Genomic DNA, 25,658 nt, shown 5'->3' on the forward strand with positions numbered 1-25,658 from the left:
AGACTTGCCCTAATGCTGATCAAGTGTCGGTAGAGAAGACTACGATGGAATGCACACCCCTCTAAGGAGAATATGACCAAGCAGCACGATTCCGGCATGAATTCGGCCCCTCAAGATCTCGGACCTGATGAGATTCAGGCCGTCATCGACCGGATCCTGTCCACTGGACCTAAACAGGCCATCACCGTTGAAGATGATGCCCGTTCAGTGTTCGGCACCAAGGCTCAGGCGCTTTCCGCCTCCAGCCGTGAGCACTCTGATTTTGACGGTGAACAGCAAGACCTGGCAGAGCGGCGGGCACTGCGTCGCGTAGCCGGTCTCTCTACCGAGCTAGAAGATGTCACAGAAGTTGAATACCGCCAATTGCGTCTTGAGCGTGTGGTCTTGGCTGGCTTGTGGACCGAAGGCACACTCGCCGATGCTGAGAATTCTTTGCGTGAGCTAGCCGCCCTTGCAGAAACGGCTGGCTCTGAAGTTCTAGACGGTATTGTTCAACGCCGCAGCAAACCGGACCCCGGCACCTTTTTGGGTTCGGGTAAAGCCGTGGAGCTAAAAGACATTGTGGCAGCCACCGGTGCGGACACCGTAGTGGTTGACTCCGAACTTGCTCCTTCGCAGCGACGCGCCCTCGAGGACATCGTTAAAGTCAAAGTTATTGACAGAACTGCCCTCATTTTGGACATTTTTGCTCAGCACGCCAAGAGCCGCGAGGGTAAGGCGCAAGTTGAACTAGCGCAGCTCGAGTACTTGCTGCCGCGCCTGCGCGGCTGGGGTGACTCTATGTCCCGCCAGGCTGGTGGCCAGGTGGGTGGCGCCGGCGCAGGTATGGGCTCACGTGGTCCTGGTGAAACCAAAATTGAGTTGGACCGTCGGAAGATCCGCAACCGGATGGCCAAGTTGCGCCGCCAAATTGCGGGAATGAAACCAGCTCGTGAAGCTAAGCGAGCCAACCGCAAGCGCAACGAAATCCCCTCGGTAGCCATTGCCGGCTACACCAACGCCGGTAAGTCCTCATTGCTGAACCGGCTCACTGAGGCCGGGGTATTGGTGGAGAACGCCTTGTTCGCCACCTTGGACCCTACGGTTCGTAAGGCACGTACGCCGGATGGCCTCACTTACACCCTCGCAGACACTGTTGGTTTCGTTCGCGCCCTGCCCACTCAGCTAGTTGAAGCGTTCCGTTCAACGCTTGAGGAAGTCGCTGACGCAGACCTGATACTGCACGTTGTTGATGTCTCGCACCCGGACCCGGAAGGCCAGATTGCGGCAGTTCGCACTGTGTTCAGTGAGGTTGATGCACGCAAGGTTCCAGAGATTATTGTGCTCAACAAGGCCGATGCGGCTGACCCGTTTGTTGTTGAGCGCCTACGCCAGCGCGAGCCGCGGAATGTTGTTGTCTCCGCCCGGACAGGTGAAGGAATCGACGAGCTGCTAGCCATGATTTCGGCAGCTATTCCGCGCCCCAGTGTCAGCCTAGAACTACTGATTCCGTACAGTCGTGGGGCGATGCTCAACAAGTTGCATGAATCTGATGCTGAAATTCTGCGCATTGATCACGTTGAGGATGGCACTCGAGTGAGCGTGAGAGTTCGCGAAGGTCTTGCAGCGGAGCTGGCTGAGTTCGTTATCGATGACTGATTCTTCGGGGGAGCTGATGGAAGCGAGCACAGGCGAGCAGGAAGCCATCGCTGTCCTCGATAAAGCTGTGGAAGCGATGGGCGGACAGAGCCGTCCGGGGCAGCACGAGATGGCACGTCAAGTGGTACGTGCCATTGAATCGGGGGACCACCTTTTGGTCCAGGCTGGCACCGGCACCGGTAAGTCTTTGGCGTACCTCGTGCCGCTCATTTTGCACTCCTTGGAGAGCGAAAAGCCGGCTCTGGTTTCCACCGCAACCCTCGCCCTGCAAGCACAGATCGTAGGCCGAGACTTGCCTCGCTTGCTTGAATCGATCACGGATAAGTTGTCACGGCCCGTAAAAGTCGCCTTGGTCAAGGGCCGCGCCAACTATGTCTGCCAGCACAAGCTCGACGGCGGGTTCCCCAGTGACGAGCCCAGTGAAGGCGCACTGTTTTCGCTCGGTGAGGACACCTCCGTCCCGCATCTGCCCGCCGCTAGTGGGGGCCCGGCGTCGGCCCTTGGTAAAGAAGTGGTTCGGCTCCGTGAGTGGGCGCACCAGACTGAGACGGGGGACCGGGACGAACTGGTCCCGGGTGTGACGGACCGCGCATGGCGTCAGGTTTCCGTGACTTCTATGGAGTGTTTGGGCGCGCAAAAATGTCCTATGGCAGATGAGTGCTTCAGCGAATTGGCGCGCCATCGCGCTGCCGAATCAGATGTAGTGGTCACCAATCACGCAATGCTGGCCATCAACGCCTTTGAAGGTCTGGCAGTTCTCCCGGAACACGATGTTGTGGTGGTTGATGAGGCTCATGAGCTTCAGGACCGAGTGACGGGTGCTGTTTCCGGGCAGCTCTCAGCGGCCATGTCCCACGCTGCAGCTACGAGCGCGCGCAGACATACCGGTATCACCGTTGACGCGCTACACGCAGCCACTGAAGCTCTTGAGATGGCCCTTGCGGGAGTCCCCAGCGGACTCTTGCCATCTGGACTAAACGATGATCAGCTCGCGGCAGTTGAGGCGCTACGTGAAGCCAGCCGTGCGGCGCTGTCAGACTCGAAGGGTGATGGTTCTCAGTCGGCCGATGGCGGCCGGCAAATTGCCCGTTCTCGACTGATGGCCGTACTGGAGCTATCCGAGCGGCTTCTAGCTGCCAAAGAGAACCGTGAAGTGGTGTGGATCTCCCGAAACAGTTCATTTGACCCGGTGCAGGGTTACAGCCAGCCGGATGATTCGATGCCTGCCCTCATTAACGTTGCCCCGCTCAGTGTGGCTGGCCGGCTACGTGAGGGATTGTTCGCCGACCACACAGTGATTCTGACCTCCGCGACCTTGGCCATCGGATCAGCATTTGAACCCGCGGCAGGAGGACTCGGCTTGTTGGGCGACGGGGCACCGTCCTGGACTGGGATCGATGTTGGATCACCTTTCGATTACCCACGCCAAGGCATGCTGTACGTGGCAAAGCACTTACCTAAGCCCGGCCGTGGAACCTCCGCTGAGGCTTTGGATGAGCTCGAAGAACTCATCAAAGCATCAGGTGGTGGCGCTCTCTGTCTGTTTTCTTCGCGTCGTGCTGCCGAGGATGCAGCTGAGGCGCTTCGGCCGCGGATTCCCCACAGCATTTTGTGTCAGGGTGAATCAACCATGACAGCTCTTGTGAAGCAGTTTGCCGATGAACGGGACACTTGTTTGTTCGGAACCATGTCATTGTGGCAAGGCGTGGATGTTCCCGGTGATTCATGCCGGCTTGTGGTGATTGACCGGATCCCTTTCCCGCGTCCTGACGATCCACTGATGACAGCGCGTTCTCGTGCCGTGGCCCAGGCGGGCGGGAACGGGTTTATGAGCGTTTCAGCCACGCATGCAGCAGTCCGCTTAGCCCAAGGCGCTGGACGCTTGATTCGTTCAACCGGGGACAGGGGAGTTGTAGCAGTTCTTGATTCAAGGCTTGCTACGGAGCGGTATGGGGCTTTCCTTCGGGCAGCACTGCCGCCCTTTTGGTCCACCGTGGATCAAACGACAGTGTTAGCTTCGCTCAAACGCCTAGCTGTAGGAACATCCGAAGCAACGGCGCAGACAACTTAGCAGTGGGATTTGGGCCAGGCCGCGTCCTGGCTGATGGAGTTTGCTAGGAATCTAGAGAGAGCGCAGTACCGAAACTACCTTGCCCATGATGGTGGCGTGGTCGCCGAGAATGGGCTCGTATTGCGTGTTCTGAGGTAGCAACCACGTGTGCCCGTCACGCTGACGGAAGGTCTTGACGGTGGCCTCATCATCCAAGAGTGCCGCCACGATGTCTCCATTGTGGGCATCGCTTTGACGGCGGACCACCACCCAGTCACCGTCACAAATGGCGGCGTCAATCATGGAATCACCAGCTACTTTGAGCATAAAGAGCTCACCGTGGCCCACCAACTGCCGAGGCAGAGGCATAACGTCTTCAACTGATTGCTCAGCCAAGATGGGACCGCCAGCGGCAATCCGGCCAACCATGGGCACCATGGCCGCTTCCACGGAGGAGGAGAGCTCTGTAACGCTTGCCGAATGGCTCGTAGCCGCCGGGTGCGGGGAGTGGCTACTGGTGCCGGCCTGACCATTTGAGCCTGGACGATCATGCGGTCGAGATCGGTTCTGGCGCAAAACTGTTGGAGCAGTCAACTCCTCTGATTTCGGACCTACAGCGTCTTCGTTGAGGGCAAGAGGAATCAGAACTTCCATGGCGCGGGGGCGTTTCGGATCACGGCGGAGATAGCCCTGGCGTTCTAACTGGCTCAACTGGTGGGTCACGCTCGAGAGCGAGGCCAGCCCTACTATGTCACCGATTTCCCTCATGGACGGCGGGTAGCCCTTAGACGAGACCGAACGCTGAATGCACTCCAAGATGCGCTCTTGACGCGCGGTTAGAGCCTTCGCAGCGCCACGTGACGCTGGACCTTCAGACGCTTTCGGTGCCATGTGCCGTCTTCCCTCGCTGCTTCGTGTGGCCCTTTGACTTCGGTTCTCAGCAGAGGACCAAAGGGGCAAAACCAAAAATGTCAGACCCTGCTGTTGTACTGATTTTGCACTGGCCCGCTTCTCAAAGGTAAGCGAGTCGAACATAGTAATCAAACATTTGTTCTAGCGAGTCTCGACAAAATTCGTAGATAAGTGCTAAAAATGAATCAGAACATTCGAAGATGTCTTCGAGTAAAGAGCTTGTCAGGCGGTCTATTCGAACATCGTGTTCGAATACGGAGCTTGCCGTGGGCTCGCACCGAGCACACATCAAGACAGTCAGTAGCAAGGAAAGGCGCAGGACATGTCAGCAGTAATCGCAGCACCTGTCTCCCTGGGCGGTACCTCCTCTCAGCGCAAAGTTGCCGCCCCGGCCGGTGGTACAAAGCTCACCCTCACTCGGCGGGGCCGCGCCATTTTCATCGGCGCCCCACTGATGCTGTTGGCAGTTGTGGTCTTGATGTTCGCCGGAATGCTCTTGCAGCCCGCCAAGGCCTCTGAAGGGGCGGGATCCTTGCAGCCCACTTCGGCTGTTCAGGTGACTGTGCAACCCGGCCAGTCTTTGTGGTCCATTGCCGCCAAAGTTTCTCCGGAGCGGGACCCGCGCGATGTAGTGACTGAAATCCTGCAGATCAATAACTTGCGCTCGGCTGAGCTCAGTGCCGGTCAGCAAATCTTTGTGCCTAGCGCACGCTGACCGACTCTAGGCTCGTCACAGTTTCTTGGCAGCGGGTCTGCGGACTTAAACTGCTGAGGTGAGTGAGCAACTGGAACGACTTGGAAAACTGCCGCTGCGAGACAATCTTCGCGGGATCAGCCCCTATGGTGCACCCCAAATAGATGTCCCCGTTCTTCTCAACGTTAACGAGAACACTCATGGTGTCCCGGTAGACGTCCAAGAGGCTATAACCAAAGCGGTATCTGAAGCTGCAGTGTCGCTGAATCGGTACCCTGACCGTGAGTTCACCGAGCTCCGCACGGCGCTGGCTGAATACCTTGGCCATAATTTAGTAGCCGATCAAATCTGGGCTGCCAATGGTTCAAACGAAGTGCTCCAGCAAATTCTTCAAGCCTTCGGTGGCCCAGGACGGTCCGCATTGGGATTCCCTCCCACATATTCCATGTATCCGCTCCTTGCGAGTGGCACTGACACAAGCTACATCGCTGGCACACGAGAAGCGGACTACGCGTTGTCAGCTGAATCAGCCGCACGGCAAGTAGCCGAACTGGCACCGAACATTGTGTTCCTGTGCTCGCCAAATAACCCCACAGGAACGGGCCTTGGTCTGGACGTTGTGGAAGCGGTTTACGAGGCCGGCGAGGCTAGTCAGACCATCGTTATTGTGGACGAGGCATATCACGAGTTCGCCCACCAGGGCACCCCCAGTGCCCTGACGCTGTTGCCCGGCCGTGAACGGCTGATTGTCTCGCGCACCATGAGTAAAGCCTTTGCTCTGGCCGGCGCGCGGATTGGTTATATGGCTGCTGCTCCCGAGGTCACCGACGCTTTGCGGCTTGTTCGATTGCCGTACCACTTGTCCGCCATTACGCAGGCAACGGCTTTGGCAGCACTGCGTCACCGGACGGCTTTGATGGCCGATGTTGAGGACATCAAGGTGCAACGTGATCGGATTGTCTCCGAGCTCACCCGTATGGGGCTAACACCTGCCGCGTCGGATTCAAATTACGTATTCTTCGGTGGACTTGAGGACTCACATACCGTGTGGCAAGGGCTACTGGATGCTGGCGTGCTAGTTCGCGATGTTGGGATCGCAGGTCACTTGCGTGTCACAGCCGGAACCGAGGCCGAGACAACTGCCTTTTTGGTGAAGCTAGAAGAACTGCTGAATTCGGCACCGAGCAGCAACTAATAGACTAGGGGTATCCCAAACTGGGCATCGCTCCGCGGTGCAAGGTGACGAGGACTGCCTCGCGCAACAATTTCTGTATCAAAGGACGCATCCACATGAGTGAATCTGTTTCGGCCACGGCTGATGCACGAACGGCCACGATTGAACGCAGCACGAGCGAATCATCCGTGTTCGTTTCGATCAACCTCGACGGAACAGGTAAAACGGACATCAGTACCACAGTGCCGTTCTACGACCACATGCTCACGGCTTTGGGTAAGCACTCATTGATTGACCTCACCGTTAAGGCCACCGGCGACACTCACATTGACGCGCACCACACCGTTGAAGATGTAGCGATCAGTTTCGGTGAAGCTCTGCGTATTGCACTGGGGAACAAGGCTGGAATTCGACGTTTCGGTGATGCCACAGTTCCGCTGGATGAAGCCTTGGCACACGCTGTTGTTGACGTTTCTGGCCGCCCGTACTTGGTCCACTCAGGTGAACCTGCTGGCCAGGAGTATCACCTGATCGGGGGCCACTTTACTGGCTCGCTCACGCGCCACGTTTTTGAAGCCATTACGCTTCACTCAGGAATTTGCCTGCACATGAACCTGCTCGCTGGCCGGGACCCCCACCATATTGTTGAAGCACAGTTCAAGGCATTCGCCCGCGCCCTGCGCTCAGCCGTTGAATCGGATCCCCGGGTCGAGGGCATCCCGTCCACTAAGGGCCTCCTATGAGCGAACACGTCCTCAACGACGGTGCTGTGGAGGACGCTGCGCTGAGGCGTAAACCCGTCTCAGAAGCAGGCGTACCCACTGTCACGGTGCTGGATTACGGCTCTGGTAACGTCCGGTCGGCTGTGCGTGCTCTTGAAAGAGCTGGCGCTCATGTGATTCTGAGCTCCAAACCAGAAGACGTTTTGAACGCCGATGGTCTGGTGGTGCCCGGAGTTGGTGCTTTTGAGACAGTGATGAAGGAACTCAACGCTGTTGATGCAGTTCGGATGATCGGCCGCCGCGTTGCTGGTGGACGGGCAGTGCTGGCAATTTGTGTTGGCCTGCAGGTTCTTTTTGAAGCCGGTGTAGAACACGGTGTCGCCTCCACTGGAATGGGCGAATGGCCCGGAACCGTTGAATTGCTTCCAGCACCCGTAGTTCCGCACATGGGATGGAATACCGTTGACGTTCCCGAGGGGTCGGTTTTGTTCAACGGCGTGGAATCCGAGCGCTTCTACTTTGTGCACTCGTATGGAGTGCAAAAGTGGGACTTTGACGTGGTCCAGCCGCTGATGGCACCGCCCCTAGTGACTTGGTCTGAGCACGGTGCGCGCTTTATTGCTGCGGTGGAAAACGGACCTCTATGTGCTACCCAGTTCCACCCGGAAAAGTCTGGCGACGCTGGTGCGCGGCTCCTGAAGAACTGGGTCGATTCCCTCAGGAAGGTTGCCTGATGTGGTCTGTAGTTCTGATGGGCGTCGGCGGCATATTGGCCGGCGGTGGAATTTCCTTTATGCAACAGCGGAAGCCCAAATGGCTTTCGGTCTCCTTTTTTGTGCTCGCAGCCATGGCGTTGCTAGCCGCGTTCTTACTCACTCTTCCTGGAAACTGAGGTTTCGTTAATGACCAGCGCACCCATGCCCGTTCTTGAATTATTGCCCGCAGTGGACGTTGTTGACGGCCAAGCGGTTCGCTTGGTGCAAGGCGAAGCCGGCAGTGAGACGAGCTACGGGACGCCCTTGGACGCCGCGCTGAACTGGCAAAATGCTGGAGCTGAATGGGTGCACCTGGTTGATCTGGACGCCGCCTTTGGCCGTGGAGACAACACAGTGCTGCTCCAAGAGCTGGTGGGAAAGCTGGACATCAAGGTGGAGCTCTCCGGCGGTCTCCGGGATGACGCGAGCCTTGAGCGTGCCATGAACCTGGGCGTGGCACGGGTTAACTTGGGTACAGCAGCGTTGGAAAACCCTGAATGGACAGCACGGGTCATCGACCGCTTTGGCGACAGGATCGCCGTCGGCCTTGACGTTCGCGGTACCACCTTGGCTGGCCGCGGTTGGACGCAAGAGGGTGGGGACATCTGGGAGGTTCTCGAACGACTAGAAGCCGCAGGCTGTGCACGTTACGTGGTCACGGACGTCACCAAAGACGGCACACTTCAAGGCCCCAACGTTGAGTTATTGCGCCAAATGGTTGCAAAAACAGCCAAGCCGGTGGTGGCTTCAGGTGGCATCTCCAGCTTGGACGATCTGCGGGTGCTCCGGGAGCTCGTTCCGGCCGGTGTTGAGGGTGCCATCGTAGGCAAGGCACTCTACTCAGGTGCGTTTACGCTGCATGAGGCACTTGACGTTGCCGGTCGCCGCTAGTCGTGGAGTCGGAGCACAAACACGGTAATCACCGGGAGCTACCGGGCCACATCGCAGCAGCACTGGCCGGCGCCGGGGGACTAACTGACTCGGCCGGTCAGCCATGGGCCGGCCGGAGTTTGGCTGGCGAAGATGCCAAGATTCACAACTTTGAGAACGACGACGGCACGGCCGATGCTGACTATCTCGCCGCTGTGGACCGACTTCAGGGTGGTCGAGGATCCGAGGCCGAGGTGGTGGCGTCGCTCGCAACAGCCCGGGTGTTTATACCGATTGTGGCTCAATTGGCCGAAGAAGCGGAACAAAGCAACGGTCTGCACGCTGACAAGCAAGCAGACATGGCAATGGTGACGCTCAAGGCGCCGGACGGTAGAACGGCAATGCCAGTTTTTACTTCAAGTGAGGCGCTTTCTGCATGGCATCCAACAGCGCGGCCTGTGGCTGCCTATGCAGCCAGGGCAGCATTGTCTGCTGTGTCGGAGGACGCTCAACTCTTGGTCATTGACCCAGGGCAGGCATTCACCTTTGTGGTGAGACGCCCGGCCCTGTGGTCACTTGCCCAACAAAGGGAATGGACGCCGTCGTACTTGGACGCTGAGGTTGAAGCATCGGTGCGTGAGGTGGCCGGCGGGTTTCCTCAGATCAGGGGCGTAGGTCTTTCCGCCGGCCACGGCGTATATACCAAGGACGCGTCTGGCGCTGTGTTGCCCGGTGGCGGAGCAGGTCCAGAACTCTGCTTAGAACTCGCGCTGGAAGATGGACTGGATGCCGCTGCGGTACAGTCGCTGGTGGCCGGGGTTCAACAGAATCTGGCCTCCAATGAGGTTTTTGCCGAACGGGTTGACTCCCTTGAATTGAAGTTGCGCCGCGCCCAAAACTAGGGATCCTTAGCCCGGGGCGGCTTGCAGTTTCCCTTGTTGTTCCATGGCAGGAACAATGGGCTTGTGAACTTTGCCCTGTATCAGAAGATTTTGGCCGTAAAACCCATTCGTCGTCTCCTCCTTGTGGGCATGATCGCCAGAATTCCGCACTCGGCAGCGGGTCTTTTGTTGACCCTTCACATCGTTCTCACCCAGCATCGAGGATTCGCGGCCGCGGGTGCTGCTGCAGCAGTGCTGACAATTGGTATTGCCGTTGGTGCGCCGTGGCGAGGACGCCGGGTGGACACCGTGGGGCTGAGGCGCGCGTTGGTGCCATCGGTCATTTCAGAGGCGATTATTTGGACGGTAGTACCCCATGTTCCATACGAGTGGGTTTTGGTGCTGGTGTTCGTTGGTGGCTTGTTGTCGCTTCCTGTTTTTAGTGTGGTGCGCCAATCGCTGGGAGTCCTAGCAAGCGGTGAGCAGCGGCGCACGGCATTCGCCTTGGACTCGATCGCCACCGAAATGGTGTTTATGATCGGCCCAGCCGCCGGGGCTGTGGTGGCCACACAATTCTCCACAGCGCTGGGACTGACCATCGTTGGGCTTGCCACCTCGCTGGCCGGACTGTTTCTGATTTGGTTCAATCCACCGACCCGTACTTCGGAGCGGGACCTGAGCCAATCTGAGGTGGAAATCAGTGAGGCTGAAGACAGTGAAGCGGCGTGCGAGGTGTTGGTTGCAACAGCACCGGCGCATGTCCAAGAGGCTGCGGGGGAGTTGATCCACTTGCCGGCGTCCAAGGCTGGAGCGCAAAAACGGGCTCGGCTGACGGGTGGCCGCCTCATGCAGAGCTTCTCCTGGTTCACAGCTGCCGTTGCCGCAGTCTTCCTAGCGGCAGCCGGAGCTGGAATGGTGCTTTCAGGTACTGACGTGGGCATCGTGGCTCTTTTGCAAGTACATAACACCGCCTCTGACATTGGTCTCGTGATGTTTTTTTGGTGCGCTGCTTCGGTGGTGGGTGGTTTGGTTTATGGTGCGATGGATAGGCCCGTTTCTCCGCTGCTGCTGTTGTTTGGTATGGCGGCGCTGACGATTCCGATGGGGTTCGCCCAGGATTCTTGGAGCTTAGCTTTGTTGTCCATCCTGCCGGGCTTTTTGTGCGCACCGGTGCTTTCGGCCGCATCAGAGAAAGTCGCCGAGCTTGTTACCGAGTCACGTAGGGGAGAAGCGATGGGCTGGTACGGGTCCGCGCTCACCGCGGGTGTGGCCTTTGGCTCACCGATCACCGGGGTTTTTATTGACCTGCAGGGGCCGTGGGTTGGCTTTGTAGCTGTGGGCGCCGTGGGTGCCGTCCTAGCACTGTGCGGAATCGCACTCCAAACACTACGACGACGACGCCGGCGCCTGAGTCACTAGGGTCACTCAGGTCGCCCGAGTGTTGGTCAGCTAGGGGGACGGCGGGTGATTCAGGGTTGCCCGGACGGGTTTGAGACGAGAATGGCTCCCAACGGTAGCGTTGGGAGCCATTCTGCTGGGGCCGCCTAGTTAACCGGGCCAGTGAACTTCTCGCCCGGACCCTTACCCGGTGCATCCGGGATCGACGAGGCCTCACGGAACGCCAATTGCAGGGACCGAAGGCCATCGCGCAAGGGACCAGCATGTTGTGATCCGATCTCGGGGGCAGCAGCTGTTACAAAACCGGCGAGGGCTGTGATCAGCTTGCGTGCCTCATCGAGGTCAACGAGTTCCTCGGCGTTTTCCTCTGCGGCCAGGCCAAGCTTCACGGCAGCTGCACTCATCAAGTGAACTGCCGCCGTCGAAATAACTTCGATGGCAGGGACTTCGGCAATGTCTCGGGCCTGTGAGGCTGCACTGGGCGCGGAGGTAGTGGTGTCTTCCGGATTACTGTCTGTAGAGCTCATAATGCTAAGCTTGTCACAGACCAACTGATGGTCGTTACCTGCGCATGGATCAAGACACGTTGTATTCGTTACATCGTCTTGTACCAAGCGCAGATAAACTAGACATTCAGTTTGCAAGCGGAGTTCTCTCCCACCCGCGTCGACCGACGTCTTTTGGTGAATAGTCACTAGAAATGAAAATAAAGGTCGCCGGGTATCTGGTCGGACGGAAGGCAAGAGTTCGCTCTTGAATTCCGGTGTGGTCTCTTTAGAGCCCCCCGCCAGCCTCGAGGCCTCTGATTGCACCCGCAATGAGAGGCCTTCTTTCGTTGTGAGGGTAAAAGTTTCAACGAATACAGGAGCTACAACATTAGCGAGCCAAGAATCAATGAGCGGATCCGCGTCCCAGAGGTGCGGCTTGTAGGGCCGGCAGGTGAGCAAGTAGGGATCGTCCGCATTGAGGATGCCCTGCGTTTGGCAGCCGAGTCGGACCTTGATCTCGTTGAAGTTGCACCTCAGGCGAAGCCTCCGGTGTGCAAGCTGATGGACTTCGGCAAGTACAAGTACGAAGCCGCAGTCAAGGCACGTGAAGCCCGGAAGAACCAGACCAACACTGTTCTGAAGGAAATCCGCTTCCGCCTCAAGATCGACACCCATGACTACGAAACCAAGCGTGGACACGCACTGCGCTTCCTCGGTGCCGGTGACAAGGTCAAGGCCATGATCCAGTTCCGCGGTCGTGAGCAGCAGCGCCCCGAGATGGGTATTCGCCTGTTGCAGCGCTTCGCTGAGGACGTCTCTGAAGTTGGCGTGGTTGAGTCCACCCCGCGCATTGATGGCCGCAACATGGTGATGGTCATCGGTCCTCTGAAGAACAAGGCCGAGGCAAAAGCTGAGGCTCGTCGCGCTGCACAGCGTGCCGAGGCTAAGGCGCAGAATGCTGCCAAGGGTGAAGGACGTGTAGACGTGGATGCAGATAACTCTGCTCCGATGACTCAGAGCCTCGCGGACCTGCTTCCTGAAGGCCTGCACCTCGGCGAGGATGCAGCCAAGCAGGCGCAGAACGATGCAGCAGAAGCACCTCAGGCGAATGTCGAAGAAGCCAAGGTTGAAGAGACCAAAGCTGAGGACGCTGCGCCGGTTGAAGAAGCCAAGGTGGAAACAGTTGCAGTAACTGCTGCTGAGAAGCCAGTCGAAAAACCGGTTGCCGCTAAGGCTGTTCCTGCCAAGAAGCCTGCTGCTAGCAAGCCTGCCTCCGCTGCAAAGCCAGCGGCAGCGGCGAAACCCGCTGCAAGCGCAAAGCCCGCGGCGGCCCCCAAACCTGCCGCAGCTGCAAAGCCTGCAGCATCCGTGAAGCCTACGGCTGCAAAGCCCACCGCTACACCCAAGCCGTCGGGAGCTGCAAAGCCTGCCGCACCGAAGCCGGCGCCTAAAAAGACCAACTAGTTCCAACGGACGGGACGGCCACCGCCTCCCTGAAGTAAGCAACCAGACGGTTTCCCGAAAAGGAAACCGCATAGTGATCCGCAGCTTGTCTGCGGCAATGTAAGGAGATCGGTTCCCATGCCGAAGATGAAGACCCACAGCGGTGCTAAGAAGCGCTTTAAGCTGACCGGTACCGGCAAGCTCAAGCGCCAGCAGGCTAACCGCCGCCACTACCTGGAGCACAAGTCCTCCCGCCTGACCCGCCGTCTGGCTGGCGACAAGATTGTTGCCAAGGGCGATGCAAAGGTCATCCGGAAGATGCTCGGCGTCTAACTTTCCCCCGAATATTGGCTGATAGCACCACTGCATCAGCTGTTTTCTCAAAGCCTTCTCAGGCCCGCTGAATAACTTGGCGGACATCGCTTGGGATAAGAATTCTGAAGGAGTACGCACGTGGCACGTGTGAAGCGGGCGGTCAACGCCCACAAGAAGCGCCGGGTTATCCTCGAACGCGCAAAAGGTTACCGCGGACAGCGTTCACGCTTGTACCGCAAGGCGAAGGAGCAGTTGCTCCACTCGTTCGTATACAGCTACGGCGACCGTCGCAAGCGTAAGGGTGACTTCCGTCGCCTCTGGATCCAGCGCATCAACGCTGCATCCCGCGCCAACGGCTTGACCTACAACCGTCTGATCCAGGGCCTTAAGGCTGCTGAGATCGAGGTTGACCGCCGTATGCTTGCCGAGCTCGCAGTGAGCGACGCTGGTGCTTTCGCCGCGTTGGTTAAGATTGCCAAGGACGCTCTCCCGGCTGACACTTCCGCACCGGCCGTCAAGGCTGAGGTGGCACCGAAGGCTGCCCCCAAGGCTGCTAAGGCACCGAAGGCTGAGAAGGCCGCTCCGGCTAAGGCTGAGGCTTCCTCCAAGAAGGAAATCGACGGCGCCATTGTTGCTGTTGACGGCCAGGAAGCTCCTGAGGGTCACTCCATCAAGGGCAACGCTGAGTCCAATAAGTACCACGTTCCCGGTTCCACCTGGTACGACGTAACTGTTGCTGAGTACTGGTTCTCCACCGTTGAAGCAGCTAAGGCTGCAGGCTTCGAGCCTGCCGGTGGCGAAGCTCGCCAGCAGATCAAGAACTAGTCGCGAAAGCCACTAAAGTTCTTATATGAACCAAAGCGGACGCCCCCAAGTATTGCCCATGACCAACCCCCGAGCTGATCGGGTACGGGATGTGGCAAAGCTTGGTGGGCGTCCGGTTCGTTTAAAGCGCGAACAGTTCCTCGTCGAGGGCCCTCAGGCCGTTCGTGAAGCCCTAGACCTTGACCGTCGGCGTCGTGACGCGGGTGCCGCGGGTGTCGTCGTCGAACTATTCGCAAGCGAGGCCTGCCTCGAGAAGCACCCCGAACTTGCCCAGGCAGCGGCCGGCGTGCCGTTACGGATCGCCACCAACGAGGTCCTTGCGGCTATGGCGGACACGGTCTCTCCTCAGGGAATTGTGGCCGTATGCCGTTTTGTGGACGTCACCTTAGACTCTGTGCTCGACGCTGGGCCCCGGCTGATTGCCGTGCTTTGCCAAGTGCGGGACCCCGGTAACGCAGGGACGGTCCTACGAGCCGCTGACGCTGCCGGAGCGGATGCTGTTATCTTGACCGCTTCGAGCGTAGATATTTACAACCCTAAAGCCGTACGCTCCACGGCAGGTTCGCTGTTTCACTTGCCAGTGGTACTCGGGACAGATGCTCACGAGCTCGCCGCAGCGTGCAAGGAGCGGGGGATTGGTGTGTTAGCTGCCGACGGTTATGGCGACGTAAACCTCGATGAGCTGCAGGATGCCAGTGCTGCACGCAGGCTAGGTGGCGTTGAGAGTAGCGGATATCAACTCGAGAAGCCCACTGCCTGGCTGTTTGGTAACGAGGCTCAGGGTTTGTCAGAGGACGAGCTTGCTCTGGCGGACCATCGTGTTGCTGTTCCCGTGTATGGGTCAGCGGAGAGTTTGAATCTTGGGACGGCAGCTACCGTTTGCGTGTATGCAAGTGCCAGGGCACAGCGTCGTTAGCCTGGCTTGCACCTATGGGAGTGCAAGAATCCAACGTTAAATCAGAAAGCCCCCAGCGCCGAGGCGCCGGGGGCTTTCGTCATTCAGCTACTTAGGCCTTATTGCGACCAGTGACGGCGCCGTATACACCGGCAACTACTAGACCACCAATAATGGCGAAAATCCAGGTTCCCAAGTGGAAGAAGCCCTGAATAGAGCTTGCTCCGAATACGAGGCTGGACAACCAGCCACCAACAATGGCGCCAACAACGCCGAGGACCAAGCTGGTAATCCAGCCGCCACCGACTTTGCCGGGCATGATTGCCTTAACAATCGCGCCAACAATAAGACCAAGAATGATCCATCCTAGAAAACCCATAATATGCCTCCTATGAAAGGGCTCAACTGACGTCGTAACGCTAGCATCTTTTACATCTTGATGTGCTAGGAGAGAGAGCAACACGCATAAACGGGGTTCGTCTGACATATCCCGGTATTCTGAGCAGTGACAAAAGAACTAGTCTCGGTACTGAGGCGTGGGTAGAATAAACGGGGTAAAAACGTGGCAGCAGGCGGCGGAACAAAAGCGATCGTGGCGGCGCTAGGAGCAAACCTAGCTATCGCTGTTATGAAATTCTTGGCATTCTTTCTGACAGCCTCATCATCGATGCTGGCAGAGGGTATTCACTCTGTAGCCGACTCAGGGAATCAGCTGCTTTTGCTGATCGGTGGAAAACGCGCCAAGCGTGAAGCGGACGCCAAACACCCCTTCGGCTATGGCCGTGAGAGATTCATCTATGCCTTTATTGTCTCGATTGTGTTGTTCAGTGTTGGCGGACTCTTTGCCCTTTACGAAGCATGGGGAAAGATCCAGCACCCGCACGCCATTGAAGGCAATTTCTGGTGGGTCCCGCTTGCCGTGTTGGTGGGGGCAATTGTTGCTGAAAGTTTTTCGTTCCGAACGGCTATCAAAGAATCTAACCCGCTGCGTGGGACACAGAGCTGGGTTAAGTTCATTCGAAACGCCAAACAGCCCGAACTGCCGGTCATCTTACTCGAAGACTTCGGCGCTCTGATTGGTTTGATTTTTGCCCTCTTGGGCGTGGGGTTGACCCTGATTACTGGCAACGGAATCTGGGATGCTATTGGCACCGGAATGATCGGTCTGCTGCTGGTATTTATCGCCATTGTTTTGGCGATTGAAACTAAGTCCTTGTTGTTGGGCGAGTCGGCTACCAAAAATGACGTCGCAAAAATTGAAGCTGCAATTGAGTCAGACGGTACCAAAATCATTCACTTGAAGACCCTGCACATGGGTCCGGAGGAACTATTGGTCGCGGCAAAGATTTCCGTAGGTGCCGCTGATTCCGGTGCCGAGATTGCCACGGTTATTGATAGCGCCGAGGTCCGAATCCGGGAAGCAGTACCGATGGCGCGGGTCATCTACCTCGAGCCAGACCTCCTGCGGCACGCTGACTCCGTTCAGCTCCCCGAAGATACTTCGGCTCCGCTGAACGGCTAGCTCACTAAGGGTCGCTTGCGTTCCACATAGCCGCTAACTAGAGCAACACCGAGCCCCAGCACGGCCAAGCCTGCACCAACCAGTGCTGGGGCTCGGTAGCCCCAACCCCAAGCAATGACCACACCGCCCAAGAAGGCCCCCAATGCGTTGGCCACGTTCAGGGCGGCGTGATTAAGAGATGAAGCCAGTGACGGGGCCTCGGGAGAGGCGTCCAATAGCCTGGTTTGGAGGGAGGGAACCAACATGGAACCCATACTGCCCACAACAAATACCATCAGCAACGCTGAGGGCGCCCAAACCACCGATACAAAGTACAGTACGAGGGAAACGGCGATTGCGGCGAGAACGCCGTAAATTGTTCCCATCACCGAGCGGTCTGCCAAGCGACCACCGATGATGTTGCCAGCCACCATGCCTAGGCCATAGAGGGCCACCACTAGCGGGATTAGCCCGGCGGGAAGTCCTGTAACGGCCGTCATGGTGTGTGAAATATAGGTGTAGGTGGCGAAGAATCCTCCAAAGCCAACCACACCAATCAGCAGTGCGAGCCAAACCTGCAAACGCTTAAGAGCACCAAGCTCGCGCCGGATGCTTGCATCAGGACGAGCTTCGCTAAACGGCACAAAGCGTGCGATCAGTGCGACTGTTACGAGTCCGATTCCTGCAACCACAACAAACAACAAACGCCAGCCAAAGTTCTGCCCCACCCAGGTGGCAATAGGAACACCAATTACGTTTGCCACGGTTAAACCGGCCATCACCATGGAGATTGCCCAGCCGCGCCGGCTTGCCGGCACCAAAGACGCAGCAATGACCGCAGCGACTCCGAAGAATGCACCGTGGGGGAGTCCGGAAACAAAGCGGGTGACAAGCATCCAGTGATAATCCGGCGCCGCGAATGAGGAGAAGTTGGCGAGAGCAAAAATCACCATAAGCGCTAGTGCAAGCCACTTGCGCGGCAGCTTGGCTCCAACGGCGGCAAGAACCGGCGCGCCAACACAAACACCCAAGGCATACGCCGAGATAAGGTTCCCGGCGTCTGGTGTGCTGATGTTCAAACCGCGTTCCACGTCGCTGAGCAATCCCATCATGGCAAATTCAGTGGTTCCGATTCCGAATCCGCCCATAGCCAGAGCAAAAATGGCGAAGGTGAGTTCACGCCGGGAAAGCGTCGACAAAGAATGATGGGGCGTGGTTGGCGTCATAACCTGCAATTTCGGTGGGAGTGAGTCGTATCCGCACAACAGCGCAAACACAAAGATGATTTCTTCAACCCTAAATGGTGCTTAAATCATTCCGCGATTCCTAGAGCAAATTTCGCCCTTGCCTACACTGGTGAGGTGACTAAGACGATTCACGTAGTGGCAGCAGCCATTTGCGACTCCCTAAACCACCCCACCAAATTGCTGATTGCCCAACGCAGCGCACCACCCAAATTCGCAGGTATGTGGGAATTCCCCGGCGGGAAAGTGGAAGCGGGGGAGACAGATCGGAATGCCTTGACGAGGGAGATCCGCGAGGAGCTTGGTGTGGAGATCACGCTGGGCGCAGCCGTTCTAGCCGAGGACCCGATGGGCTGGCCGCTCAACGAGAAGGCCGTGATGCGGGTGTGGCTCGGAGAAATTACAGAAGGTGAGCCGGCTGCCTTGGAAGATCACCACGAGCTGCGCTGGGTTCATTTAGCGGATCCTGAAGGAATTATGGCGCTGCCGTGGATCCCGGCTGACCTTCCTATTGTTGAAGCTCTTCTGAAGTTGGTGGCGGCATGATCCTACTGACCGGGTTCGAACCCTTTAACGGAGCCACAATGAATCCTTCGTGGGTGGCGGCCCAAAGCGCTGCCGATCAACTAAACGCCCAGGGGATAGCCACGGCGGCAATCGAGCTGAAGTGTGTGTTCGGTGAGAGCGCCAGCCAGCTCAAAGCGGCCATCAGCACTCATAACCCGGACGTTGTTATTTGTGTTGGCCAAGCCGGCGGCACCAAGGCTATTCGCGTTGAGCGGGTTGCAGTTAATCTGGACGATGCTCCGATTCCGGACAATGCCGGGAACCAACCGATCGATATTCCCGTGGTCCAGAACGGTCCGGCCGCCTATTTCAGCGGGCTACCTGTTAAAGCCCTGGCACAGGCCATCCGAGACGCAGGCATTCCGGCCGTTGTGTCAGCGAGTGCGGGCAGCTACGTCTGCAATCACGTTTTCTATTCGCTGATGCATCAAATCCAAGAGGTTCCCCACCTACGCGGAGGGTTTATCCACGTCCCACTTGCCACTGAACAATTGTCCACTGAACAATTGTCACCCGAACAACTTGAGCCGGAACAAGGGGCGTTGACGCAATCAGGCACTAACAACACCTCACCTTCCTTGCCACTGGAAAGTATCAGCGCCGCTCTTGTTACGGCCGTCCACACCCTAGTATCTGGCAACAGCGAGCTGCATTATCCCGCCGGATCTACCCACTAAGCACTCCGCCTGCTAACTACTAGGCCACAGCCCACACAACGGTGACCGAAGCGGTGACAGACGATTCACCTGCGGAGACTGGCATAACATCGGTAGCTGACATCCGGGCAAATTTGGGGTGGGGCTGAGTAAACCCTGAGGGGGTTTCACCCAGCGATACAATCTCCGCCAAGTGCACCCCAGCCAAAGAGCAATAGTGTTCTGCGCGTTCCTTGGCGTCAGCAAATGCGGCTTCCCTCGCCGCCGCTGCGAGAGAACTTTCATCGGTAAAGCCTAGGCTGAGTCCGTTCAGGCGCACGTTGTTGCCTCCGGCCTTAACCACTAGTGCCACTACGTCCGAGATTTGCGTTAGTGGGGTAATCCGCACCGTGAGCGTTGAGCTAGCCACGTAAGCGGTGGTCACTTGGCCCCGACCTTCTTCCCAAACGGTCTCAGCGCGAAGGTCCAGTGCCGACGTCGTAATGTCCTGTTCGCGTACCTCGGCATCGCGGAGGGCCTGCAGTAGACGCAGTGCAGCGGCACTTGCAGCGGCGTAAGCCTCTGGGGCGTCACCGGCGCGTACCTCGACGCCGGCGTTCATGACCGCTTGATCAGGTGCGGCGTTGGCAGAACCTGTACCCGTCACGGTGATGGTCCGTGCAGGACCCACCAAGGCACCAGCAGCAGGAACAGAAGGATTGGGCATTTCAGACATTGGAGACTTCCTTCAAGTATCCGCCAGCCTCAAGACCAGCGTGACGTTCAAAAAAGTTGGCAGTGGCTGGGTTGCCCGTTCGGAGGACCGACCACGCTGCACAGAGACCATAGAGCGGCAAAAACCCCAAGCCCAAACACCATGCGTACTGGGTGCAATGCCGTGCTTCGTGTCCCATCAGTACGGGATCCTCGGCGCTTGCACTCGTGCCACGGGGGAAAATAACCACGTTTCCAACGGTGAAGGCACCGGCCTGAGGGAACCGCCACCTATATCCCTGAGCGAGCACAATTCCGTGAGCGCCGTGGGAAAGAGTTGAGCCCGCCGCGACTGCCAGACCGGCGCCCAGCACGGTAGAGCCATTAACCAGATTTGCTACCTGTCGAACCCGCAGCGTCCACTTCATTGGCTCATCGTAACCACCCGGGAGGAAACGGCACACGCTCAGCTATTAGACTTGACCCTTGGAGCCTTGCTCCGTGCCCACCCCTGCCTCGTAGTTAAGAACAGTAAATGTCTGAGACCACGCCCGGCGCCATTCCGAATCCCACGGATGAAGCCGCTATCAATTCTGCCGTTGAGGATGCCCTCGCCGCAGTTGCCGCCGCCACTAGCCTGGACGAGCTCAAAGCCGTACGCCTTGCGCACACCGGCGAAAAGTCGCCGCTGAGCCTTGCCAACCGTGAGATCGGCGGCTTACCAAAGGACCAGAAGGCAGCCGCCGGAAAGCTAATGGGCCCCGCTCGTGGCCGGGTCAACCAAGCACTCACTGCCCGCACCGCCGTGTTGGAAGAAGAAAACGACGCGCGGATCCTCCTCGAAGAGACAGTGGACGTTACTGCCGCTCCGCGACGCCGTCGTGCCGGGGCCCGGCACCCACTGTCCACCCTGCAAGACCGTGTGATCGACATCTTTGTGGGTATGGGCTGGGAAATTGCTGAAGGCCCCGAAGTGGAATCCGAGTGGTTCAACTTTGATGCCCTGAACTTCAAACCGGATCACCCTGCCCGCGAAATGCAGGACACTTTCTTTGTAGAGCCTCCCGAAGCTCACTTGGTGATGCGTACTCACACTTCCCCGGTGCAGGTCCGCTCCATGCTTGAGCGTGAAGTGCCGATCTACGTTCTGTGCCCGGGCAAGGTTTTCCGCACTGACGAACTCGATGCCACTCACACCCCGGTGTTCCACCAGTTCGAAGGCCTCGCCATCGACAAAAACCTCAGCATGGCTGACCTTCTTGGCACGCTTGAGCACTTCACCCGTCAGATGTTTGGCGAAGAAGCCAAGGTTCGTTTGCGCCCCAACTACTTCCCGTTCACCGAGCCTTCCGCTGAGCTAGACATTTGGCACCCGGGTGCCAAGGGTGGCCCGCGCTGGATCGAGTGGGGCGGTTGCGGCATGGTGAACCCCAACGTGCTGCGGGCAGCCGGTATTGACCCGGACGTTTATTCAGGTTTTGCCTTCGGTATGGGTATTGAACGTGCCCTTATGTTCCGCAATGAAGTTGGCGATATGCGCGACATGATCGAAGGCGATGTACGTTTTAGCGAGCACTTTGGGATGGAGATCTAAGAATGCGTATCCCTCTTTCATGGCTGCGTGAATTCGCAGCAGTACCGGCCAACGCTACGGCCGAAGACGTAATGGCTGACCTGGTCAAGGTTGGTTTTGAAGAAGAAGATGTTCACCGTCCCACGGATGAACTGCAGGGCCCCGTTGTGGTGGGTCAGGTGTTGAGCCTGGTCAAGGAACCACAATCCAATGGCAAAACCATCAACTGGTGCCAAGTACGTGTGGTCCCTGAGGGTCAGGAACAGACGCTCACCCACGAAGGTATTGATCCTTCGGGTGTGCAGGGGATCGTTTGTGGTGCCCACAACTTCGTGGAAGGGGACAAAGTAGTTGTCACACTTCCCGGCGCTGTGCTTCCCGGCGACTTCCGGATCTCGGCGCGCAAAACCTACGGTCACCTGTCCGCGGGCATGATCGCCTCTGTGCGAGAACTCGGCATTGGCGATGACCACGACGGCATCCTGGTGCTCTCCCGTATCGGTTTGGATCCCGAGGTTGGCACTGACGCCATGGAGTTGCTTGGTCTTTACGATCAAGCTGCCGAAATCAACGTCACCCCGGACCGCGGCTATGCGTTCTCTATCCGTGGTGTGGCCCGCGAATACGCCCACGCCACCGGAACGGGCTTCACCGATCCGGCGTCCCAAGTCACCGCTCCAAGCACACTGAGCGGCGGATACGCAGTGAAGCTTGATGACCAAGCACCGATTTACGGTGTGCCCGGCTGCGATCGTTTTGTGGCACGCACGGTCCGTAACGTTGACCCCACCAAGCCCACACCGGCTTGGATGTCTTCGCGATTGCGCCTGGCTGGTATCCGCTCCATCTCCCTGCCCGTGGATATTTCCAACTACGTGATGCTGGAACTCGGCCAGCCGAATCACTGCTACGACTTGGATAAGCTCTCCGGTGAAATTGTGGTCCGGCGCGCTGCTCAGGGCGAGAAGATCACCACCCTTGACGCCAAAGAGCGCACGCTCGACGCCGAAGACCTCTTGATCACTGACGACTCCGGTGCCATCGGCATTGCTGGTGTGATGGGTGGAGCCAACACGGAGGTTTCGGACTCCACTACCAGCATTTTGGTGGAGGCCGCTCACTTCGACGCAGTCTCGATCGCTCGCTCACGCCGCCGTCACAAGCTGCCGTCAGAAGCATCGAAGCGCTTTGAACGTGGCGTGGACTGGAACGTGGCTTCTATCGCCGCTCAGCGTGTTGTGGACCTGCTGGTGGAACTGGCTGGCGGGACAGCAGATGAAACCGGTACGGACGTTGGTGAGGCACCCCAAACTGCTTCTATCAACCTCCCTGCCGCCGCGGCGTCGAACTTGATTGGTATTAACTTCACCACCGAGCAGATCGTTGGCTCGTTCCAGGACTTGGGCGCGACGGTGGAAACCACCTCGGATGGTTATTTGGTGACGCCGCCTAGCTGGCGCCATGACCTTGAAACTAAAGAGGACCTCATCGAGGAAGTCGCGCGATTGGTGGGCTACGACAAGATCCCCGCGACCTTGCCTGTTGCTCCGCCTGGCCGTGGTTTGACCCGGACGCAGCAACAAAAGCGTCGACTGGTCCAGGCTCTCGCTGACGCCGGGCTCACCGAGGTCCTTTCGTACCCATTTGTGAGCCAGAGCTCGAACAACACCTTTGGTGTGGCAGAGGCTGGAGCGGAACGCCCGGCACTGAAGCTCGCCAACCCGATTAGTGAAGAAAACGGCTACCTACGGACCTCGATCCTGCCCGGCTTGATTGAAGTGGCACGCCGTAACCATTCACGTGGTTTCCGAGACCTTGCGCTCTTCGAAGCCGGCAGTGTGTTCTTGCCCGGCGATACCCTAGGAACTGATTCCATTCCTCCGCTCGGCGCCAAGCCCAGCGAAGAGGTTTTGGACGGACTGTACGACGGCGTCCCGCACCAGCCCTTGTACCTTGCCGCTGTTCTGACCGGCAACGACTCGCCTGCCGCCGCCGGCCATGCACCGCGCGCTTGGGATTGGGCTGACGCTTTGGATGTTGTCCAAAATGCTGCACAGGTGCTGGGTGTTGAGCTGATTGTTTCTCAGGGAAGCCACCAGGCATTCCACCCGGGCCGGGTTGCCGCTTTGTCGCTGCGCGATGGCACGCTGGTGGGCTACGCCGGTGAACTGCACCCGAAGCTCCTGGCGAGCTTGGACATGCCGGCCCGCTCGGTTGCTGCTGAGTTCAATGCTGATGCTTTGTTCGAAGCTGCGGCAGATGTGATTGTGGCTAAGCACATCTCCACCTTCCCGGTAGCTACCCAAGATGTGGCACTTGTAGTTCCGCGTGAGGTACCGGCTGAGGCTGTTCTAGAGGCCCTGCGTGAAGGTGCGGGGGAGTTGCTCGAGGATGTTTCATTGTTCGACGTGTATACCGGCGCCGGCATTGAACCCACCCATAAGTCACTTGCTTTTGGGCTGCGTTTCCGTGCAACGGACCGCACGCTCACTGCGGATGAGGCCTCTGAAGCTCGGGCCAACGCAGTAGCTTTGGCCGCTGAACGTTTCGACGCAGTTCAGCGCTAACCACTAAATGGAAGTGCCCCCAGGATGCTTATCCTGGGGGCACTTCCATTTATGGGATACGGCTACTTTTTCTAGCAGGCTGTTGATCCGGTCCGTGGTTTGCGGCTTAGAACTCTTCGCCCTCGGCAATCACTGCGGCGGCTGAGCCTACGATGTGCGGATCTGGTGTGCCTGCGATTTCACGGTCCTTGCCCTCGTAATCAAAGAGGCTGAGCACATGCCGCATCGCTTCGATCCGAGCACGCTTTTTGTCGTTGCTTTTCACAACTGTCCAGGGCGCCCAGTCCGTGTCAGTTGCAACAAACATTGATTCCTTAGCTGCAGTGTAGGAATCCCATTTGTCCAGCGACGCCAAGTCCATGGGGGAGAGCTTCCACTGGCGAACCGGATCCACCTGGCGGATGGTAAAGCGGGTCAGCTGTTCAGTGCGGGAGACGGAGAACCAGAACTTAACAACGTCAATGCCATCGTTGACCAGTAGCTGCTCGAAGGCTGGCGCCTGGCGCAAGAACTCTTGGTACTGGTCCTCGGTGCAGAAACCCATGACCCGTTCCACACCAGCCCGGTTGTACCAAGACCTATCAAACATCACCATTTCCCCGGCCGCCGGTAGGTGTTCCACATAGCGCTGGAAGTACCACTGGGTTTGCTCACGCTCGCTGGGCTTTTCCAGCGCTACTACGTGAGCCCCACGGGGATTGAGGTGTTCGGTGAAGCGCTTGATAGTCCCGCCTTTACCGGCAGCGTCGCGGCCCTCAAAGACCATCACGACACGGCGGCCAGTGGACTTGACCCACTTTTGGAGTTTGAGCAGCTCGATTTGTAACAAACGTTTGTGCAGTTCGTAGTGTTCCCGGTCCATCCGCTCGCTGTACGGATAGCCTTCGCGCCAGGTGTCCACAGGGAGTCCAGACGCATCCAGCAGGATGGGATCGTCGTCGTCGTTGTCCAAAACGGTGTAGCCAGGCATGGCAAGATTTGAAAGGTCCACGCGCAGACTGTACGTCGGTCAAGTGAACCGAAAGTGAACACGCGCGTTGGGCGTCCGGTAGGCGTTACTGTCCATAAGTTGAGCAGAAAGCAGGGAGGTTGGTGTGGTCCCGGTTGACGTGATGTCCCGCAGACTTTCGCCGATGACTCCGGCCCTTGAATTCGCCTGCCGGGCCGAGTTGGATGCCGCCGAATGGGCTCGGGCGGATCGTTTGCTGAAGCACTCCGATGCCCAAGAGTTCCTCCTAGCCCGGTTGTTCCAGAGACGTTGGGTTTCCGAGCTTTTAGGGGTCCGGCCCGAGGCGCTAGTCACCGCCTACTTCTGTCCGGACTGCTCAGGGACTAAGAGCGGAGGCAGTAACGCGCCAGATCATGGCCGGCCAGGTTACTTGTACGACGGCGTGAGGGCACCTGTTGCACTCAGTGCCAGCCGGGCGGCTGGTTGGGCAGTGTTTGCTGCCGCTATCTCGCCGCCAGAGGGATTTGCGCTCGGCGTGGATGTTGAAGATCCCGCCGCGATATTTAGCGGATTCGATTCCGTAGCGCTGACCGATGCTGAGCGGGCGCTAGTGGTTGCGGCGGATTCAGAGGAGTATCCCAGGCTGGAGGTCCATACGGTCAAGCAGCGATTGCGTGCGAACTTCTGGGCCAAAAAAGAGGCCTTCCTCAAGCTACGAGGGACAGGATTGCGCACTGATCCGGCAACTATTGACACCACACAGCTTCGTGGGGTGCGCACCATGTCTGCACAGGAAAGTGGGCTTCCGGAGCAACTGGTTGCTGCGGTAGCACTTGCCGGCTAAGGCG

At 58.1% G+C, this 25,658-nt stretch carries 26 protein-coding genes and 1 pseudogene; 20 read left to right on the forward strand and 7 right to left on the reverse strand.

The window, feature by feature from the left end:
- The first annotated feature begins 72 nt into the window (after window positions 1-72).
- Entirely contained in the window at window positions 73-1,638 is a 1,566-nt protein-coding gene (hflX, locus tag ACQR35_RS08395; RefSeq protein ID WP_430268725.1) for a GTPase HflX, read from the forward strand.
- A gap of 16 nt (window positions 1,639-1,654) precedes the next feature.
- Window positions 1,655-3,709, forward strand: a complete 2,055-nt coding sequence (locus ACQR35_RS08400) for an ATP-dependent DNA helicase (RefSeq protein ID WP_430268755.1) — start codon at window positions 1,655-1,657, stop codon at window positions 3,707-3,709.
- A 51-nt stretch (window positions 3,710-3,760) separates the two neighbouring features.
- Here the strand turns inward: ACQR35_RS08400 and lexA are convergent, their stop codons facing one another.
- Complete coding sequence (gene lexA, locus ACQR35_RS08405) at window positions 3,761-4,579, reverse strand: transcriptional repressor LexA (protein WP_430268724.1); 819 nt, start codon at window positions 4,577-4,579, stop codon at window positions 3,761-3,763.
- 343 nt (window positions 4,580-4,922) lie between these two features.
- On the opposite strand from lexA, the gene ACQR35_RS08410 reads away from it, so the two are divergent.
- From ACQR35_RS08410 to ACQR35_RS08445, 8 genes are all read left to right on the forward strand, one after another.
- Entirely contained in the window at window positions 4,923-5,315 is a 393-nt protein-coding gene (locus ACQR35_RS08410) for a LysM peptidoglycan-binding domain-containing protein (RefSeq protein ID WP_430268723.1), read from the forward strand.
- Window positions 5,316-5,373: 58 nt separating this feature from the next.
- On the forward strand, window positions 5,374-6,489 hold the full coding sequence (locus ACQR35_RS08415; RefSeq protein ID WP_430269775.1) for a histidinol-phosphate transaminase: 1,116 nt from the start codon (window positions 5,374-5,376) through the stop codon (window positions 6,487-6,489).
- A 95-nt stretch (window positions 6,490-6,584) separates the two neighbouring features.
- Window positions 6,585-7,211 (forward strand): imidazoleglycerol-phosphate dehydratase HisB, encoded by a 627-nt coding sequence (hisB, locus tag ACQR35_RS08420; RefSeq protein WP_430268721.1) that lies wholly within the window; start codon window positions 6,585-6,587, stop codon window positions 7,209-7,211.
- On the forward strand, window positions 7,208-7,924 hold the full coding sequence (hisH, locus tag ACQR35_RS08425; protein WP_430269776.1) for an imidazole glycerol phosphate synthase subunit HisH: 717 nt from the start codon (window positions 7,208-7,210) through the stop codon (window positions 7,922-7,924). The genes hisB and hisH overlap by 4 nt, the downstream gene beginning before the upstream one ends.
- Window positions 7,924-8,082 carry a hypothetical protein gene (locus ACQR35_RS08430; protein WP_430268719.1) on the forward strand — a complete coding sequence of 53 codons (159 nt, stop codon included), beginning with the start codon at window positions 7,924-7,926 and terminating at the stop codon, window positions 8,080-8,082. Before hisH ends, ACQR35_RS08430 begins: the two co-directional genes overlap by 1 nt.
- 10 nt (window positions 8,083-8,092) lie before the next feature.
- Window positions 8,093-8,836 carry a bifunctional 1-(5-phosphoribosyl)-5-((5-phosphoribosylamino)methylideneamino)imidazole-4-carboxamide isomerase/phosphoribosylanthranilate isomerase PriA gene (gene priA, locus ACQR35_RS08435; RefSeq protein WP_430269777.1) on the forward strand — a complete coding sequence of 248 codons (744 nt, stop codon included), beginning with the start codon at window positions 8,093-8,095 and terminating at the stop codon, window positions 8,834-8,836.
- Between the two features lie 2 nt (window positions 8,837-8,838).
- Complete coding sequence (locus ACQR35_RS08440; RefSeq protein ID WP_430268717.1) at window positions 8,839-9,717, forward strand: SseB family protein; 879 nt, start codon at window positions 8,839-8,841, stop codon at window positions 9,715-9,717.
- A gap of 63 nt (window positions 9,718-9,780) precedes the next feature.
- Window positions 9,781-11,115, forward strand: a complete 1,335-nt coding sequence (locus ACQR35_RS08445; protein WP_430269778.1) for an MFS transporter — start codon at window positions 9,781-9,783, stop codon at window positions 11,113-11,115.
- A gap of 125 nt (window positions 11,116-11,240) precedes the next feature.
- Here the strand turns inward: ACQR35_RS08445 and ACQR35_RS08450 are convergent, their stop codons facing one another.
- Window positions 11,241-11,621 (reverse strand): DUF1844 domain-containing protein, encoded by a 381-nt coding sequence (locus ACQR35_RS08450; protein ID WP_430268715.1) that lies wholly within the window; start codon window positions 11,619-11,621, stop codon window positions 11,241-11,243.
- A 390-nt stretch (window positions 11,622-12,011) separates the two neighbouring features.
- Here ACQR35_RS08450 and infC point away from each other — a divergent pair, with 390 nt between their 5' ends.
- The 4 genes from infC (at window position 12,012) to ACQR35_RS08470 (ending at window position 15,081) form a co-directional block, all read left to right on the forward strand.
- Window positions 12,012-13,046, forward strand: coding sequence for a translation initiation factor IF-3 (gene infC, locus ACQR35_RS08455; protein WP_430268714.1), 1,035 nt, complete (start codon window positions 12,012-12,014; stop codon window positions 13,044-13,046).
- Between the two features lie 117 nt (window positions 13,047-13,163).
- Window positions 13,164-13,358: a 50S ribosomal protein L35 gene (gene rpmI, locus ACQR35_RS08460; protein ID WP_430268713.1), complete on the forward strand. Its 195-nt coding sequence runs from the start codon at window positions 13,164-13,166 to the stop codon at window positions 13,356-13,358.
- A gap of 120 nt (window positions 13,359-13,478) precedes the next feature.
- Window positions 13,479-14,165, forward strand: coding sequence for a 50S ribosomal protein L20 (gene rplT, locus ACQR35_RS08465; protein ID WP_430269779.1), 687 nt, complete (start codon window positions 13,479-13,481; stop codon window positions 14,163-14,165).
- A gap of 25 nt (window positions 14,166-14,190) precedes the next feature.
- Entirely contained in the window at window positions 14,191-15,081 is an 891-nt protein-coding gene (locus ACQR35_RS08470; protein WP_430268711.1) for a TrmH family RNA methyltransferase, read from the forward strand.
- Between the two features lie 91 nt (window positions 15,082-15,172).
- Here the strand turns inward: ACQR35_RS08470 and ACQR35_RS08475 are convergent, their stop codons facing one another.
- On the reverse strand, window positions 15,173-15,439 hold the full coding sequence (locus ACQR35_RS08475) for a GlsB/YeaQ/YmgE family stress response membrane protein (protein ID WP_430268710.1): 267 nt from the start codon (window positions 15,437-15,439) through the stop codon (window positions 15,173-15,175).
- Window positions 15,440-15,622: 183 nt separating this feature from the next.
- Here ACQR35_RS08475 and ACQR35_RS08480 point away from each other — a divergent pair, with 183 nt between their 5' ends.
- On the forward strand, window positions 15,623-16,582 hold the full coding sequence (locus tag ACQR35_RS08480; RefSeq protein ID WP_430269780.1) for a cation diffusion facilitator family transporter: 960 nt from the start codon (window positions 15,623-15,625) through the stop codon (window positions 16,580-16,582).
- Here the strand turns inward: ACQR35_RS08480 and ACQR35_RS08485 are convergent.
- Window positions 16,579-17,787: an MFS transporter gene (locus ACQR35_RS08485; protein WP_430269781.1), complete on the reverse strand. Its 1,209-nt coding sequence runs from the start codon at window positions 17,785-17,787 to the stop codon at window positions 16,579-16,581. The two genes, ACQR35_RS08480 and ACQR35_RS08485, sit on opposite strands and share 4 nt — an antisense overlap.
- A 135-nt stretch (window positions 17,788-17,922) precedes the next feature.
- Here ACQR35_RS08485 and ACQR35_RS08490 point away from each other — a divergent pair, with 135 nt between their 5' ends.
- A complete protein-coding gene (locus ACQR35_RS08490) occupies window positions 17,923-18,351 on the forward strand; it encodes a (deoxy)nucleoside triphosphate pyrophosphohydrolase (RefSeq protein WP_430269782.1) in 429 nt (142 codons plus the stop codon).
- Window positions 18,348-19,049: a pyroglutamyl-peptidase I gene (gene pcp / locus ACQR35_RS08495; RefSeq protein ID WP_430269783.1), complete on the forward strand. Its 702-nt coding sequence runs from the start codon at window positions 18,348-18,350 to the stop codon at window positions 19,047-19,049. Before ACQR35_RS08490 ends, pcp begins: the two co-directional genes overlap by 4 nt.
- A 19-nt stretch (window positions 19,050-19,068) precedes the next feature.
- On the opposite strand, the gene ACQR35_RS08500 is transcribed toward pcp, so the two are convergent.
- Both ACQR35_RS08500 and ACQR35_RS08505 read right to left on the reverse strand, forming a co-directional pair.
- Window positions 19,069-19,743 (reverse strand): SIMPL domain-containing protein, encoded by a 675-nt coding sequence (locus ACQR35_RS08500; RefSeq protein ID WP_430269784.1) that lies wholly within the window; start codon window positions 19,741-19,743, stop codon window positions 19,069-19,071.
- Between the two features lie 196 nt (window positions 19,744-19,939).
- Window positions 19,940-20,149: pseudogene (locus ACQR35_RS08505) on the reverse strand (hypothetical protein); the annotation flags it as partial.
- A 107-nt stretch (window positions 20,150-20,256) separates the two neighbouring features.
- Between ACQR35_RS08505 and pheS the strand changes: the two are divergent.
- Window positions 20,257-21,315, forward strand: a complete 1,059-nt coding sequence (gene pheS / locus ACQR35_RS08510) for a phenylalanine--tRNA ligase subunit alpha (protein WP_430269785.1) — start codon at window positions 20,257-20,259, stop codon at window positions 21,313-21,315.
- Between the two features lie 2 nt (window positions 21,316-21,317).
- Complete coding sequence (pheT, locus tag ACQR35_RS08515; RefSeq protein ID WP_430269786.1) at window positions 21,318-23,861, forward strand: phenylalanine--tRNA ligase subunit beta; 2,544 nt, start codon at window positions 21,318-21,320, stop codon at window positions 23,859-23,861.
- Between the two features lie 106 nt (window positions 23,862-23,967).
- On the opposite strand, the gene ppk2 is transcribed toward pheT, so the two are convergent.
- Window positions 23,968-24,831, reverse strand: coding sequence for a polyphosphate kinase 2 (gene ppk2 / locus ACQR35_RS08520; RefSeq protein WP_430269795.1), 864 nt, complete (start codon window positions 24,829-24,831; stop codon window positions 23,968-23,970).
- Between the two features lie 163 nt (window positions 24,832-24,994).
- On the opposite strand from ppk2, the gene ACQR35_RS08525 reads away from it, so the two are divergent.
- Window positions 24,995-25,654, forward strand: a complete 660-nt coding sequence (locus ACQR35_RS08525) for a 4'-phosphopantetheinyl transferase family protein (protein WP_430269787.1) — start codon at window positions 24,995-24,997, stop codon at window positions 25,652-25,654.
- Window positions 25,655-25,658 lie beyond the last annotated feature (4 nt).

Source organism: Pseudarthrobacter sp. J1738, from assembly GCF_050490315.1.
Classification (GTDB): domain Bacteria; phylum Actinomycetota; class Actinomycetes; order Actinomycetales; family Micrococcaceae; genus JBNPEO01.